The sequence below is a fragment of the Polyangium sp. 6x1 genome (assembly GCF_029946515.1).
Classification (GTDB): Bacteria; Myxococcota_A; Polyangia; order Polyangiales; family Polyangiaceae; genus Polyangium.
In genome coordinates this window covers 17,573-33,793 of sequence record NZ_JARZHH010000080.1, presented here as the reverse complement: position 1 = coordinate 33,793, position 16,221 = coordinate 17,573, and the positions used below count along the sequence as shown (strand labels likewise).

At 67.6% G+C, this 16,221-nt stretch carries 7 protein-coding genes; all 7 read right to left on the bottom strand.

The annotated features are described in order from the left end of the window. Nucleotide 1: 1 nt before the first annotated feature. The 7 genes from dpdK to dpdE all read right to left on the bottom strand — a co-directional run bounded on the left by dpdK (nt 2) and on the right by dpdE (nt 15,786). Entirely contained in the window at nt 2-526 is a 525-nt protein-coding gene (gene dpdK, locus QHF85_RS42680; protein WP_281333221.1) for a phospholipase D-like domain-containing protein DpdK, read from the bottom strand. Then, nucleotides 523-5,106, bottom strand: a complete 4,584-nt coding sequence (gene dpdJ / locus QHF85_RS42675; protein ID WP_281333220.1) for a protein DpdJ — start codon at nt 5,104-5,106, stop codon at nt 523-525. The genes dpdK and dpdJ overlap by 4 nt, the downstream gene beginning before the upstream one ends. A 64-nt stretch (nt 5,107-5,170) precedes the next feature. Continuing rightward, nucleotides 5,171-5,869: a hypothetical protein gene (locus QHF85_RS42670; protein WP_281333219.1), complete on the bottom strand. Its 699-nt coding sequence runs from the start codon at nt 5,867-5,869 to the stop codon at nt 5,171-5,173. After that, nucleotides 5,866-9,021 carry a protein DpdH gene (gene dpdH, locus QHF85_RS42665; protein WP_281333218.1) on the bottom strand — a complete coding sequence of 1,052 codons (3,156 nt, stop codon included), beginning with the start codon at nt 9,019-9,021 and terminating at the stop codon, nt 5,866-5,868. Before dpdH ends, QHF85_RS42670 begins: the two co-directional genes overlap by 4 nt. Continuing rightward, nucleotides 9,018-9,959 carry a protein DpdG gene (gene dpdG / locus QHF85_RS42660; RefSeq protein ID WP_281333217.1) on the bottom strand — a complete coding sequence of 314 codons (942 nt, stop codon included), beginning with the start codon at nt 9,957-9,959 and terminating at the stop codon, nt 9,018-9,020. The genes dpdH and dpdG overlap by 4 nt, the downstream gene beginning before the upstream one ends. Next, complete coding sequence (gene dpdF, locus QHF85_RS42655) at nt 9,956-12,520, bottom strand: protein DpdF (RefSeq protein ID WP_281333216.1); 2,565 nt, start codon at nt 12,518-12,520, stop codon at nt 9,956-9,958. The genes dpdG and dpdF overlap by 4 nt, the downstream gene beginning before the upstream one ends. Continuing rightward, nucleotides 12,517-15,786, bottom strand: a complete 3,270-nt coding sequence (gene dpdE / locus QHF85_RS42650; RefSeq protein ID WP_281333215.1) for a protein DpdE — start codon at nt 15,784-15,786, stop codon at nt 12,517-12,519. Before dpdE ends, dpdF begins: the two co-directional genes overlap by 4 nt. Nucleotides 15,787-16,221 lie beyond the last annotated feature (435 nt).

Sequence of the window (16,221 nt, the reverse complement as noted above, 5' to 3'; positions counted from 1 at the left end):
ACTACCTCCCGTAGGTGCCCGAGAACTCGAGACGCAGCGTCGCGACGAGCTCGGGGTCGGTGACGAATTGCAGCAGTTCGGTGTGCACGTCCACGCCGGCGTACGTGACGTTCATCGAGCCAGTGACGGCCGCTCGGTCACCGAGGAGCCCCTTCGTGTGGAGAGTGTGACTCTCGACGATCGACAGCTGGGCGAGGCAATTGAGCGTCGTTGCGATCCTCGTGAGCTCGTCGCAAACGCCGCCGTCATCGCGTGGTGTCCGAAGGACGACGACGAGCCGCGTCCCCGCGAGGAGGACTGCACGAAGCACGTCCGTGAGCCGGAGGACACGCTTTGGGGTGTCGGGGACCAGCGCAGCGAACGCGCCGGTCGTGCTGTCGAACAGCTCGATGTTTCGAAGCCAAGGCGACACGATCCAGAGACACTTGCTCGGACGGATGAGCTCGGATGCAAAGAAGAACTGCAGCAGCTCTCTTGCTTCGTTCCGAGCCCGATCGCGCGACTTCTGGAGCACGCGTGCGTTCATTGGAGCGCCTCCGGCATCTCGATGGTCAACGCCGCGCCCGCCATGTCGCGCGCGTAGCCCGCGAGGCGCGCGAAAACGTGCAACGCGCCGGTGTCGATGGGATGCGTCGCGAGGTGTCGCACAGCGTCCGCGAGTCGCTCCTTTTGCTCGTGCGTGGCGACGAGCCGGGCGACGCCGTTCCGGTTCAGTGCATCGGTCAGCTCGTCGAACCAGGACGCGGAATCGACGCGGACGATCGGCGAAACGTCGCCGGAGAGCGGGACCATCAGCCGATCGCAGATGGGTGCGTCGATGAACGGATTGCCGAAGTCGAGTGACTCGCGACGGATGCTGCTCGGTCTCCGCCAGAGAAGTCCGAGCAGGGTCGCGTAAGTCCAACGCTGGCGGTCGCCCTCGTCCGTGCTCGGCGAGGTCGTGAGGAACTCGGCGAGCCCCCCGTGGTGCGAGCGAACGAGCGCGAAGGTCCGCGCCTCGACGACGATGCCGGCGTGCTCCTCGAGATCACGCCAGCGAGCCAGCGTCTCCGCCAGATAGACGTCGAGATCCGGCGAACTCCCGGGGCGCAGGACGCGCGCGAAGAGGATGGTCAACGTCGCGTGCTCGACGTAGAGCCCGAGCAATGTCAGCGTCTCTCGCAGTTGCTGGACGGCCTGGAGCGCTTCTGCATGGTTCATTGCATCGCGGACACGGGCGACTGCAGCGACGAGTCGTGCGGATGGAGCCGCGCCCCCGAGCGCGTCGAGGATCTGCTCAATGGAGGCGGCTACACGCTCCGAGTCTGACGGCTCTAGGCAACCGTGCCACAGGCGAGAGAACTGACGCGGATCTTTCGCATACGCCGAGTAAAATGCCTCGAGCGCGCCGGAGCCCCCGATCGCCGACTCCGTCACCCACACGGTATCGTCTTCGCCGGGGTGCACCCCGGGGCCTTCGACGACGAGGTCCTCCTCGTCGACCTGGGGGCAGAGCGCCGTGATCGCGTCGCGGAAGCTTGCTCCGAGGGTGGCCTTGAAGATGCTCTGCAACCACGGGAACCATGTCTCGTCGATCTCGCGCCAGAGCGCCTCGCCGTGCGTTCGAAGGCTCGTGAAGACGATCGGGTTCTCGACGAGCATCTTCAACTCCTTCACACGCCGCGGAACCGTTCCCTCCGACGCGTCATCGTCGTCTCCGTCGCTCACGAGCGCTACGGTTCGAGCGACGCATTCTGGCTCGATCGATTGACTCACGGACGCGAGCGTCGCGCCGGGCGCCGCGTCGAACGCAAGCAGAACCGCCGCAAGAAAGGCGTCGACGAGCGCATCTCGCTGGAATCCGTCGGCGAGCCCATTCAGCGACGCATCGCCGCGGACCAGCGCGCGGAGACACAGCGGCCGGAGCGATCGCACGAGCGCAGGCGATTCCTTCACCCATGAGAGCAGATCGCGAGGCACGGTGAACTTGATCGCGACGGCGTCGACCTCCGAAGCCCAACCTACTGCGGCGTTCGCGCCGTTCTCGTCGACGAGATCGACCCGCCGCTCTGGGCCGCGCTTGCCGTTCCTGTAGGCGGTGACGACGTCGGCGCCGACGACGAAACGTCGGATCTCCACGGGGCTGCCGAGGTGGTGCGTGTGGAAGGTCATCCCGGCGACAAGCGGCGCGAGGAGCGAGCCCTGCGGCAGCTCAACCCAGTGCCCCGGCGTTGGCGCGACGAGCTGAGATCGCCAGCAGGGGCGCGCATTCGACGTCGGAAGGATCGTCTGCGGCGGCGCCGACACCCGGAGCGCGACGGGCCGATACACGTCTACCTCGCTCGTCACGCCTTGCTCCGAATACGAGAAACGCCCCACGGGGATCCGGTCGTCTCGCGTCGAAAACGAGTCGATCGAGAGCGTGGCGCCTTCGCCCGGATCGATCCAGTGACTGACGTCGCCTTCGAGGTCGAACCGCTTCGAAACCCGGCCCGGGGCGAACTCACGAAGTGCCTCGGCGAGGACCATCCCGTGTTCGTCGACCTCCGGCTCGTCGTTCTCGTCGTCGCTTCGGGGGCGCCCGTCACCCTTCGGCACCAGGAGCTTCACCTCCGGGACGAGGAGCTTCGTGAAGAGCGACCGCTGAACAAACTCGGGCAGCGGTGGGCCCCAACGCTCGGTGGGTTCGAGCGAGGTCTCGAACGCGCGCTTCCACGACGTCGCGAGACGCCGCAGGAGCGTCGGGACGGCTTCGAGCATGACGGAGCGGGGTGGCTCCCAGAGCAGCGCCTGGACCTCGTCTTCGGAGATCGCGAGCGCTCCCTGCAAGAACCTCGCGAACGCGTGGCGTGCGTCGTCGCTCTCGAGCAACTGGCGAAGGCACATCTCGTAGAACCGTTGCCGCGCGCGTCGCTCGTCGCCCCGGGATCCGCGTTCGCACGGGCTGGCGAGATCGATCCACGGCTCGGGAGACAAACCGGCCTTTTGGGCTTCGAATCCGAGAAAATCGAAGAGCGCGTAGGTCGCCTGCATGCGCAGGAGCGCGCGGTTGTTTGTCGGCAGGTGGCGCGGCTTCAGCGTCGGCGAGAAGATGTGCTCGTAGTCCTGATACACTACGCGGTCTCTGCCGAAGTCCGACAGCACGACGACAGTCCACGGGCGCATGCTAATGGATGTGCCGTCCGTCCGCTGCGTGCGGAAACGCCCGGCGCGCCCCTTTCGTTGCAAGAACGCGGCGGCGCTCTTCGGCGCCTTGTGTTGAACGACCGCGCCCACGGACGGGTCGTCGTAGCCGACCTCGAGCGACGCGGTCGCGACCACCACGTCCGCGTTCGGATCGACGCCCTTGTCCTGCGCCGTCGTGCGACCGATGATAAGCGAGTTTGCCCTCGTCGGGTTCAACTCGAGCCGGTGACCGAGATCCACCGCGAGATCCCATGCCTGCCCGTCGGCGTAGCGCGCGTCGTGATCGGGCGCGTCGACGCGACGCAGCCCCGCGAGCACCGTTCCCCGCGGGCGCGGATGGTTGGAGTCGGGGTAGCGCCCCTCGGCGTCACGCGCGTTCTCGAGCAGCCGATTGATGCCGTCGAGGCGGTCGGTGAACGCGAAAACGCGGCGGCCAGCGAGGGAGAGCGGCTCTTCGCGGGGCGCGAGCACGCGGCGCATCAACATGAGCGTCTGGATCGTCGTCGAGAGCAGGCTCGTCCCCCAGCTCGGGTCGCCGCGGAGCGCGACTTGGTAGTCGGCGCCTTCCGCTTCGAACTCCGAGGCGAGGGGAGAGACCTCTGCGACGGATCCGGGGCGGAGCCCCGTGAGGTCCGCGAAAAAGCGCGCGGCGTCCTCGAGCGTCGCCGACAGCCCCACGACGTGCGGCCTCGCCTTCGACAAGAATTTCCAGCGGCGGAGGAGGAGCGCGACGTGCGCTCCCGTGGTGCCTTCATAGGTGTGGACCTCGTCGAGAAGCAGGAGCCGCGGCCTCCGTGCTGCCGATAGCCCGATGCCAAAGGGCTTCGCGTAATCGCTCGCCGACATATTCCGGTTGAGCATCTCGGTGGAGACCAGGAGAATGTCCGGCGGGCTTGCGCAGAGCGACGCGCGGGTGAGGCGCACGATCTCCGGCCCTAACGTGACGTCGCAGTCCGGCGAGGAGCACCTCAGCCGCTCGCTCGGATCTCGGCGCCGCCGGTCTTCGTCGGCCCAGAACAGCGGAGCATTGCAATCGGGGCACCGGAGGAACGGGCAGGTGCGGCCCCGCTTGCCTCCGAACGTCTGCTCGGGCCAGCCCCACTTGGGCGCAGCGACGTGGTCGGCGTCGTTCTTCACCTCGCCGAAGAGGGCGCCGAACGTGAGGCCGCGCCGGCCGGATTTGCGGAGCGCCGGGGCGATCCGCCGAGCGGCGGCGATCGCCTCGCGGAGCTGATCCTTGAGTAACTCGTTGCGCGGGTAGATGGCCACGCACTTCGTCCACGCGTCGTCGTCGAGCAGCGGCGCGAGCGTGATGAACGCGGGGAGGTAAAACGCGAGCGTCTTGCCGCTGCCCGTGCCCGAACATACGACCGTGCCAGCATCGGCGCGCTCAGCGAGGATCCGCTCGGTCGCGCGCACTTGAAAGCCGGACAGCTTCCGCTCGCCCCGCGAGCCGGCACTCGTGAACGCGTGCAAGATGGCGCGTTCTAGCGGCGCGCTCTGCATGCGCAGCATCGATTCGGCGGCGGCGACCGTGATGTCGCGCCGAGGGAACGTGCGTGGCGGCGCGAGGAAGCGGTAGTCCGCGACGAGCGGCGGCGCCGAGCGCCACAACCCGCCGACGTCCGCCGGCCGGGTGCTAGGGTAGACGCGGATCTGACGAAGCTTCGAGAGTAGGCGGATCGTTTCCGCTGAGCGCGTTCGGTAGCGCCGCTCGTTCGGGACCCGGAACAGCCATTTGAAGCGCAGGAGCTCTTTGATGAGCTCCGCCGGATCGCCGCCGTTCGCGTTCTTTGCAATGACGGCGCCGGCGTGATCTTCGAGTTCGTGCTTGTCGAATGCGCCGTCGACATAGCCCCAGCAGAGGAGCCTCTGCTCCTCGCGCTCGAGGCGATCGAGCAGCGCCACCGCGAGCGCCGACGGGAGCTGGACCTGGCTCATGCTGGTGCCCAGCTTACCCGGTCGCGAGCCGTCGGTGCCTCGATTTCGGCGTTTACCGGCTGCCTCACCGGAGGACCAGGCGCAGGCGGTCGATGAGTTTGCGGGACGCGAGCTCGGCGCGCAGCGTATTGGTCAATGCGTCGACGTGCGCGCCGTCCTTCCTGGCGAGGGCGAGGAATTTCAGGAGCTCCTCCGAGGCCCCGGTCTCGCGCAGGCGAACGACGTTCTCGCGCAGGGTGGCCGCCTCGTGCAGGGCCGCGCCGAGCTCGGCGCCGGACAGCGCTTCCCAGCGCCTCGCTCGGAGCGACTCGAGGCTCTTCAGCAGGTCCTGCGCGAGGCGCTCCGTCGAGGGATCATCGAGGTAGCTGCGAAGGTCTTCCGGCGAGATCCCCTCGAGTGCGTTCTGCTTCGCTTGCTTGACGTCCTGCGCGACGGCCTCGTCCGCCTTCTTCACGAACTTGCCCAGCAAGAGCACGAACTTCTCCCACTCGTTCTGGCGGTCCGCCTCAATGGTGATGGACGTACCGCCCTTCGGATCGTATGCGTCGAAAGCGGAGATGGGTGGGGCCGGCCACGACGTACGCGCGTGCCCCGCGCCGTCGAGCGACGCTGCACGCTCGCGTGCAGCGTCGAGTTGTTCGAGGAGATGTTCGAGGTTCCTGGTCCTCGCGCGGACCTTCTTCGCGACCTCTTCGCGCTTCTCCTGCTCGCGTCGTTGCTTCGCGCGCGCCGCCAGCGACTGCGTCCGTTCGAGCAGCGTCATAAAGCCTCCTCCGTCGCCGCGGTCGCTGGGGCGACGCCGCCGAGGAGGCGGCGCGCTTCGGCGAGCTGCGTCTCGTGCGTAGCCATGGCTTCGTCCAGTGGATCGATCTTGGTGGATGCGGCGACGTGCCGTTCGTGGTCCCGGAGGAACGCGTCGACCTTGACGAGAATACGCTCGGTGTTGGCCAGCCGGGCGATGTCCGGCTCGTTGCGCCCGAGCGACACGAGGCGCTGCCAGAGGGACGCGTCGTTCGCCACCAGGCGATCAGTCGACTCGAGCGGCTCAACGACGGCCGCTTTCTTGAGTTGCGTCACGACCGTCCTCATCTCGCTCGCGCGCTCCTCGGTCAACACGTCGAGTTGCTTGAGCTCATTGAGGAGCGCGCCGAGCGCCTTGACCAGCGCCTCCTTGTCGAGATCGGGGCCGAGGTACGCGCGCACGCGGGCGGCGAGTTTTCTGCGCTCGTCGAGTTCTGCGCGCGACGCGGTGTCGAGGGCGCGGTCGCGGAGGAGGCTGACGGCAGTCGTGATCGTCTTGGCGTCCGCGTCGGTGGCATGCAGCGGAAATGCCGGGTCGGCGAGCGCCGGCGCGGGTTCGCGCCTCGGGGCAGGCACGAACGGGAGCAGGCGCGCGACGTCGAGGCCATGGACCGTGTCAGCGTCTCCTTGGAAAGCGCCGATCTCCTGCTCGAGGAGCCTTCGCAGCGACGCGCGTGCCTCGCGCAGCGGTTTCAAGCGCTTCTCGGACCAGTCGCCGTCGTGGAACGAGCCGTCGGGTGGATCGGCGAACAGCGCGTCGATGAACTCGTCGGGCGCCGACGATCCGCAGTTGGGCACGCCGAGCATCGCGCCCGTCAGCGTCAGCGCGTCGACGAGAAACGGGAGCACATCCCAGCGGCGAAGGCAGAAAAGGCCGAGCAGATGCCGTTCGACGGCCGGGCGGTGGCGCTCAACGAAGGCGAGGTAGCCCGCGAGCGACTTTTCGATTCCTTCGACGTCCCACGACTTGAGCGTGTGCGCTCCTCGGACCGCCGCCAGTTCGCGCGCGACCGCACCGTTCACGAGCGTGTCGTTACGCGCCTCGTGGCTCACGAGCGTGAGCGGCGCGTGGGCATCGCTCGCGAGGCGAAGACCGGCGACGTCGATCCACTCCTGCCAGCCCTGCCATCGCGTCGCGAAGACCGACTTGCTCAGGCGAGGGCGCCAAGCCCACCCGAGCGCAGGGCGGAGCGAGGCATCGATCGCCTTGCGAATCGTTTGCCTCTCCCCAGGTGCCGCAACATCCTTTCCGCGGCGCCATGCATCGAACTCTTCTCGCTCGGCCGCGAATGGCTCGACGACGGGAGGCGGCACGTCACCGCCAGCGCCACCCGTCCCCTTCTTCTCATCGTTGCCGTCGGCTTCATTCGAACCGCTCGATCCAGGGTCCTCGAAGGTGTCGACGACGTCATCGGGCTCTCCCGTTCCGTTGGAACCGTCGGGCGCGGGGAGCCCGAATACACGCGCGGCGCCCGCGTTCGAGCCCCAGTAGCGAAGGAACCTCTCGAGGCGACCGCGCGTGGCGCCGTCTGTCTTGATGTTTCCGACCCACTTGGCCTGTTCGTCCGTCAGTTGCGCTTGCCGGCTCTGTTGAAAGGCCTTCGGCGGGAACTCACCGCGCTCGAACGCTTCGCGATGATCGAGGACGCGCGGCATCACGTCGCGGATCACATCGCGCGGCACGTACAGCAGGGCCTTGCCAGCGTAGGTGTCGCGCACCAGGCGTTCGACCACGTTGCGGGTGAAAGGAAAGAGCGGCGCGTTGCCCGACTTTCCGAACGCCTCCAAGCGTATCGAATCGGCGTCGCTCAGCTCGGGCGGAGCCGGCATCCACCGCTCGACGTCGCTCGCCTCGCGCAGGGCCTTCTCCAGCGCCGCCGCGCCGAAGCGAGCGGCGTGCAGGTATGCTCCGACCAGACGAACGCTCTGCTCAACGACCTCGTCCTCGCGCAGCTGGTTCGGCACGTAGTAGACGTACTGCGCCCGCGACAGTACCGTATGTTCACTAACAAAACCGTCGGTGAAGGCGAGCACTGTTCGCAGGGTGCAGTAGGTTTTCACCCCGCCGGGCGCACCCGTCTGGATGGCGGCTTGAAGAACCTCGCGCTGGAGCCCGGAAAGATCCGCGAAGTCTTCGACGAGGAGAATGAGCTCCTTGCCCTGGCGAAGGAGCTCCCGGCGGATCGACTTGAAGACTTCCTGGACGACACCTGGATTCAGGTTGAGCAGGATGCGCTTGGCGTCGTCGAGCGCGTCGTTGAGCACGCGCACGGCTTCGCGGCGCTCGTCCGGATCCTCCAGGTGACGGAGGACCTGGCGCGCGCGCTTATCGAGCTCGTCCGGGAGCTCGTCGAACACCAGATCGGCGTCAACGAACTCCTGGTCGGTCCGCGGGGTGAGCGCGCCGGCCTTGGTATGAAGGTGTTCGACGAGCCGTCGCAGCGGCCGACCGTCATCCACCAAGAGCGGTCGCAGCGGGTTGTAGACCAGGAGGTGAGGCAATTGCTGCGGGTCGCCCCACTTCTTCTGGAGGCTCTCCAGCGCAGTGAGGGCGCGCCCCTCCGCTTGCTTTCGTTTCGCATCGCCCGCGCGCGTCTCGCACACGAAGGCCAGCTGCTGGCACAGGCGTGAAGCGGCGTCCTTGGGGTCGACGGGTTCCTGGGCGCGGCTCAGCTGTTGGCGCAGCGCCGCGTGCTCGTCGCCCGCAAGCTCGGGCCGGTCGCAGAGCTGCTTCACGATGTCGCGTAGGCGCGCCCCCTTGCTCACGGGCAGCACGACCGGCGGCGGCTCGTCCTCCCGTGGCTCGCGGCGCGCGCGGCGATCGAGCTGGATCTCCAGCCACCGCACCACGTGAGACTTGCCGGTGCCGGACTTGCCCTCGATGAGCACCACCTGGCACCCGTCTCCGACCGGCTCCTCAAGCTGGCGGAAAATGGCCCACTCGTCGACGGTCTCTGCGCGATCGGTGTCGATGGGCTCGTCGTAGTGGCGCCGGCGGATGCGCATGCGTTGGTGCACGGCCAGGGCGACCGCGGGGCTGTGGGCTTCGGCGTCACCGAGCAGCACCTCGTTGAGCCGACTGAGGGACGGCCACCACCAGGAGAGAGCGTTCATGCCTGCCCTCCTTCGACGTGCGTCGCGACGCCGTGCGCTAGGCGCGGCGTGCCGCGCCGGATGTGGCTCGCGGTTCGGACGACGGCGCGCGCGCGTCCGAGGAGGGAGAGTCGCGTCGCGACGTCACCGGGGCGATCCGAGAGGATGATCACCCCCTCGTGGTCGAGCTGGAGGAGTGCGAGCGCGAGAGCCGGCGAGAGTTGATGGGGCGCGAACGAATGGTTCTTCGCGCGAAACACGTCGTCGAGTCGAACGCGGTAGGCGCCGCCATCGACGACGGGAAGGGCCTTGGCGAGGTCGCTCAGGAAGGTCGTCAAAGGCACGTCTTCTTCGGCGGAGAGCGCGACGAGTGCGTGCCGGCCGGAAAGGACCTCGCGAACGGCGCGCGCGGGGTTCATGACGAGGCCCAAGCGCGTCATCACCCCGAGTCCGACGAAGTAGGCCCACTCCTGAAACGACACCCAGCGGCCATCGCCCTTGAAGAGCGCGATCCCCTGCGCACTCGCCTGCTCCAGCACGCGATCTTGATTCGACGACGCCAGCCGGTAAGGGTCTTGAGCGAGGGCCCAGGTCGCGACGCGCACGAAGTCGCTCGCGCGCGAAATCTCGTCGCTCGTGTCGGAGTCGAGCAGCGTCGGGCTGTTCTCCGGTCTCAGGAGCAGCTCGAGCACAGCGGTACGAAGCGCTTCTGTGTCGACCTGGTCGATTACGTCGAACGGGGACGCGAGGCGGACGTGCTCGTCGTCGCCTTCGAACAGGCCGAGCGCTCTCCAGGTCGCGAAGGTATAACTCATCATCCGCGAGTCGCCGGCGTTGGCCCGCGGTCGGCACAGGGTCTCGAGGCGCGCGCGCGACGTCGGACAGAAGACGCGTGCCGTGCGCCATAGCACCATCATCGACGGCACGTGGCCATTGTTCGCACGGTTGAGCAGAGTCATCGCGGTCGGATCCTCGTGAGGAAGGTCGGCATGTCCATATGGGTGCGCGCGTTGAAGGCGCGGTGCGGGGCGTGCGGATCGCGCAGGCCTTCCGGCACGAGCACGACGTGACGTGGCCGCACGAGCTGGAGCGTTCGTACGAGCTCCGCGGAATCGGGCGCGCGCAGCACGCTCAACCGCGGCACCTTCCACGGCCGGATCGAGGGGTCGTCGCTGTCAGCCGCGAAGACGTAACGTGCCGGAGCCCGCGCGCCGAGCCTCGCCCAGTCCAAGGGGCCGAAGCCGTCGGGCCAGGCGAACTCGACGAAGCCCAGCGCCGCGAGCCGACCCACGAGCTCGTTCAGATCGTCATCGAACGACCAGCTCGATATGGGCTCGTAGCGGACGAGGAGCGGGCCGTGATAGTCGCGCGGCAGCTCGCGAAAAAGCCGGACGACGATCTCGTCGACGTCGTTCACGGCCGCGTCGGCGGGGCGCACGAGGATGGGAAGCCCGTGCTCGTTCCGTCTGCGGCCCTCGCGGCGCGACTTCGGACAGTCGCCCGCGGTCTTCGGGACGGTCACCTTCGCTGCGGGGATCGCGTACGTCTCGCGCAACAGATCATGAACGGACCGTGTGCCCTCGATCAACGCGCGCAACCGTGTGACCTCCTGCTCGTCCGCGGCGACGCGCTGGGCGCGCGCGCGGGAGAAGCGCTCGCTGAAGCGGTCCTTGTCGAGGTGATCCGTGTGGGTGATGGTCACGTGCGCATATGGCATCCTCGCGGCGCCCTGCGCGTCCTCGCGTTCGGCGTCACCGCCGACGCCGGACGAAGGACGGTGCACGGCGTGCGAAAACCGCAGCATCCCTGCGTGGACCATCATCGTCAGCGTGCGGAAGCTCCAGTCTTCGTCGCGAGTCGTGGCGACGTCGTTGCCCTCGGCGAGGGTGTCGAGCGGCACGCTGATCGTGTGGCTCTCATTGGACGCGTTGTCGTTGAGCTCCGCCGGCCGGGGCGCCCTGCGCATCGTGCCCCAGCGAGACCACGCCTTCTCGGGCAAGAGGAGCCGGTCGTACGCCATCCGCTCTGCGGTCTGCTCGTCCTTCGCGTCGGCGACCAGGAGCGCGACGCTCGCGCACCCGTCGCGTCCCGCACGCCCGACCTCCTGGTACCACCGGTCGATGCTCTCGGGCACGCACGCGTGGAGCACCGAACGGACCTCCGATTGATCGACGCCGAGCCCGAACGCCGACGTGGCCACGATGACGTCGATCTCGCCGACGCTCCAGCCGCGCAGGATCTCCTCGCCCCTCGCGTCGGACATGTCGCCACCGCGCACGCAGCGAACGCGTCGAAAGCCGAGATACTGGGTCATCCGCGTGTACAACGCCTCGGCATCTCTCCGGAGCGTCGTGTAGACGATGAGCGGACGCGGCAAGCGATAGAGCGCCTCGTCGATCTTTGCGCACTTCTCGGCCTCGTCGGCGCAGCGCGCAATTAAGTACCCGGGCTCGGGCCGCAACGCGACCTCCGCGACGACGAGCAGGGATCCAAACACGTTCGTGAGGACGTGAAAGCCCTCTTTCGTGAGCGTCGCCGTCAGCAAGACGGTTCGGAACGGGTGGCCTTCGGGGCAGCGCGCGGCGAGGGCGTCGCGGAACCCCGAGATCGCCTGGAAGCGTGGCCGAAATTCCGCCCATTGCGCCACCATATGCGCCTCGTCGACGGCGAACACGGAGAGGAGACCTTTCTCGGCGGCCACAAGGAGCGGCGACTGGAGTGTTCCCAGCAGCGACTCCGGGGACGCGAAGAGGATCGGGAGCTCACCGCTGGCGACGGCGCGGCGCAGAACAATGCGCTCGTCGTCGGAGAGCCCGCTATGAAAAGCGAGCGGAACCCCGGCCGGGAGGTCCTGTCCGCGCTGCCGCACGAGCTCGCGGTAACGCCTCTCTTGGTCTCGGGCGAGCGCGATCGTCGGCACGACCACAACCACCATTCCAGCGCCGGTCGCGTGATTGTGGAGCGCAGCGAACTGAAACACCGCGGATTTGCCTGCACCCGTTGGCAGTACGACGAGCACGTTCGAGCCTGCCGGTGTGAGGTGGACGCTGCGGATCGCGTCGCGCTGGCCGGCGGATCGCGCGTGCTCAAGGCCCATGCGATGCGCGATGAGCGGATCGGCCGCGATGAGCGAGCGCGCCTGCCGACGTTGCGCCGTGATCGCGTCTTCGACGACACGCGCGTCCTGCTCAGAGAGCCACGCGGACTGCCACGGTCGGCATTGCAGGCGCAGTCGATCGGGAGCCACAGTGTCTGCTACGACGCCCGCTCGCTCCCACTGCTCACGGGATGGCCACGGACGCGTCGCGGACACGCGCACCACGGCACAAGCGCGGTTCCCTCGCTCCTCGGCGAGCGCCCAGCGCTCGAGGGCTTGCCGCACGAGGATCACGAGATCGGCCCACCCATCGCCTTCGTTCTCGAGCATGTGCCTGCGCGCGTCGGCGATCCGACGATCGAGGCTCGATGCGCCGTCGGACGCGCCGGTGTCGAGGAGCGTCTGCAGCTGTTCCGGCGTCATCCAAGCGGCCCCGGTGCGAGGATGATGACGCCGGCGTTATCGACGCAAAACTCGGGTTCTCGCACGCCGAGTTGGAATGCCTCCCCGAGCGAAAGCTCGAGCCGGATCGCGGCCTCGATAGCCTGCTTCTCGCGCGCGGGAGCGTGGGCAGCCCGAGAACGCAGGATGCGCACGGCCTGCTGCGTGGCGCGGCGGATCCGCTCTTCCGCGGCCTTGCATAAGCGCTGAAGGTTGGCTTCGGCGCGCACCCGCTCCTCGAGCTCTTCGCGCAGGCTCGCGATCCGCGCGCCCCAGTCCGCGACTGGAAGTTGCTGATTCGCGAGCGCCCAGCGGTCCCGATTCAGGTTCTGGTCGCCGGAGAACCTCGATGTCTCGCTGTCGTACGGGCGTGTGAGCACCTTCAAGATCGCCGCGTCGACGACGGGGCTGCCGTCGAGATCGACCCACGTCCGTCGGTGCTCGACCGGAAGCACCTCGTCCGCGCGCCTGCGTAGAGACGCGAGCGTCTTCCACGTGCGAGCCATCGGGGTGAGCCTCGCGAGGCTCGCCTCGATCGAAAAGTCGAAGCAAACGTAGACCTCGGGGGTGGACGCGCCCGGGTAGCATCGCCAAATTCCCCAACTCCGGCTCCGGTCGTCGACCTTCATGCGGGCGAAGATCGCGTCAAAGAACGGATGCCCGATGGCGAGCAGCGATGCGTACGGCGCGTCGTCGTTGGGATCGAAGGCGAACGGACCGAAGGCCGCGCGCATCGCATCACGCGTCCGCCTCGACATTTCTTTGTTCGACCATCGCAGGAGCGGTTCGTCCGCAGACTGAAGCGGAACGAGGGTGTTCTTGCCCCGCTCCCGCCGCACATGGATGTAGGAGGTGCCTCGCTCCGCGACATTCTCGACCTCGAACTGCATCCTCTCCAGCCAGCCCCCGATGGCGGCACGCGCATCGTCCGACGACGCGGCGCGCGCCTTCGAGACGGCCTCGCAAAAGGCCTGGAGATCGTCGTCCGCCCAGTCAGTCGTGTCGAGCATCTCCTGCCGTCGTAGTTGCTTGAGCGATGCTTCGAGTCCCGTCTTCGGGTCGGCAAACCGCGCACGCGCGGCCTCGAACGCCTCTTCCGCCCCTGCCTCGAGCAACTCGCGACGCAGGCGCTCCAGCGCCTCGGCGAGCACGTACTGCAATCGAGCCACCGACCGGTCGAAGATGGCGACTTGGTCGGCGAGCAGCTGCGTCCAGCCCCCCTCGTACGGACCGATCGGCGTCGCGACAAGGAACTTGAGTTCCCTCATCCCCTCGAGTCGATCGAAGCGTCCGATGCGCTGCTCGATGCGGCCGACGTCGAACGGCAAGTCGTAGAAGATGATGCTCGCCGGCTTTCTCTGTAGATTGAGCCCCTCCTCGGCGTCTCGATCGCACACGAGGATCGCGTTCGATTTCTCCTCGTACTGGGTGAGCACTCCGGATTGTCCGGGGACAAAGCGCAGGACGCGCCGACGCAGCTCGCCGTCGCCTTGCAACTGTTCGACTACGGCATCGGCCGCGTCGGGCGCGTCGACGAAGATCACGGCACGCCGTTTGGCGAGCGGCCCGCGAAGTTGCTCGACAAGCGCCGTCGCGCGGACGTCAACTTCGTCGTCGCGATGGACCTCGCGAGCGACGCTCTGGAGCCACGACGCCTCGCCGTCGAAGTACTCCTTCGCTTCGCCTTCGATGATCTCGGTCGCGCGTCGATCGAACGCCCGCGCAAACTCCCGCGGATGCGACTGCGCGCGAGAGAGGAGATGCCCGAACACGACAGAGCCCCCCCTCGTGTCGTCGAACTGCCCTTCGACGGCGCGCTTCCGCCACCCCTCAAGGGCCTCGAACGCGCGGAGGCGCGCGGAGTCTTCGGCAGGGCCGAAGTAGCGGATACCGCAGCGTTTCGGGAGCAGATGCGCGACGAGTTTCGACTCGCGATGCGTGCGGATGATGCGTCGATGCAGCCGATACCGCTCGAGCAGATAGGAGCGCAGCTCCTCGACGGCGGGCACTGCCGTCGAGGGATCGGACGCGAGCGCCGACGTCACCGCGGCGACTCGGAGGCCGAGTTGATCGTCAAAATCGATCTCGCGCGAGAGCCGTTCGAGTGCTTCGGAGAGGAAATCCGGCTGAAAATCGGGCGTCAACTCGGCTAGCGCGTCGGCCACGACCTTGCGTGCGGCGACGCGCTTACGAAACCCTTTCCGGTCCACCACATCGTACGCGTCCGGTTCGAGCAGGTGTAGCATGGCGAGGAAGCCGTCCTCGTGGTGCAGGACCGGCGTGCCGGACAGGAGCAGGAGCTTCGGGCAGCCGGCGAGCTCTTCGACCGCGCGATAGCGAGGGTCGGCCCCCGGCGAGCTCCGTTCGCTCGACCCGCTCTCGTGCGCGAAGGCCCATAGAGCCATCCGATGAGCCTCGTCGATCACCGCCAGCGTCGGCGCCGACGACGACAGACGCGCGCAGTCGGCGCTCTCGAGCGCCGAGAATGGGACGACGTGGATGCGGGGATCGTCTTTCAGCCCGAAAGACCTTGCGAGTTCCTCCCGCCATTGTTCGACGAGCGCGTCCGGCACGAGGAGAAGCACCGAAGCGCGCTCGCCCTCGTCGATCAGGTGCTGCGCGATGAGCAACCCTGCCTCCATCGTCTTACCAAGCCCGACCTCGTCTGCGAGCAAGTACCGATGCACGGGATCCGACAGCACGCGCCGTACTGCAGCGATCTGGTGCGCATAGAGCTCGATGCGCGCGCTGGCGAGCGCGGTGAGCCCCCGGTAGATCGCGCGCTGTGCGCTGACGAAGCCGGTGAAGCGATGACGCGCCTCCGCGAAATGTGGCGCACTCGTCACCTGCGCGGCGAGGAGCGATGTCGGGTCGTCGGGGAGCCGCGGCGAGCGTACGAAGAGCTCGCTTTTCGAGACGACGACGGGCTCGTTCTCGTTCGGGAACTTAACGGCAAAGTAGCCGTGCCCCTCCTCCGTCACCGTCCGGCCCATCACCCAGTGAGCGCCTCGCTGGTGGTAGACGAGCGTCTGACGTGGAAGATCAAACAGTTCGACCCTGTCGGCAGCGAGGGTTACGGTCTCGAACTCCGGCGTCATCAGCGAGCGAAAGATCTCAAGCGTGACCCCCGCGTCGGTGCGTGCACGGATCTTCCCGATCGTGACGCCGCCGTCCGGATCGACGATTCGACCATAGCCTCCCAGTGCTGGCGTGGTGCTGCGCGCAGCGCTCGCTTGGCGGATCCCCATGGACCTTCGTTCCCCCACGTGCCCGCGACGGGCGGAAGCCATCTGGCGATCCGCTGACGCGCAATATGTCCTCTACGTTTTTGTGGCCAGAAAGTACCTTCCCGGCCTGGGCGAAGCAACGAGTTTCCCCAGTTCCCGCGACCGCCGTACGGTGTCTCTCGACGGGCTGACGTCGCGCTCGCCTTGCCGCCGCAGACGACCCCGGCGATGTGCACCCGCACCGGTGGCAACAACATGCGCCCCCGGGCCAGACTCGCAGTACGCCAGCTTGAGCTCAACCGCAGCCTGTTGCACCGTGCGACATCGCCCGTAGGCAACCGCCTGGGCGACACTACGCCTCCCACGAGCGCCGGTCGATCTCGTCACGCAGCGGCGCGTCCCAGCGCAGCGCACCCATGGTGACGCTCAGCTGGCTCGAGTGAGGCGACGGTCGCG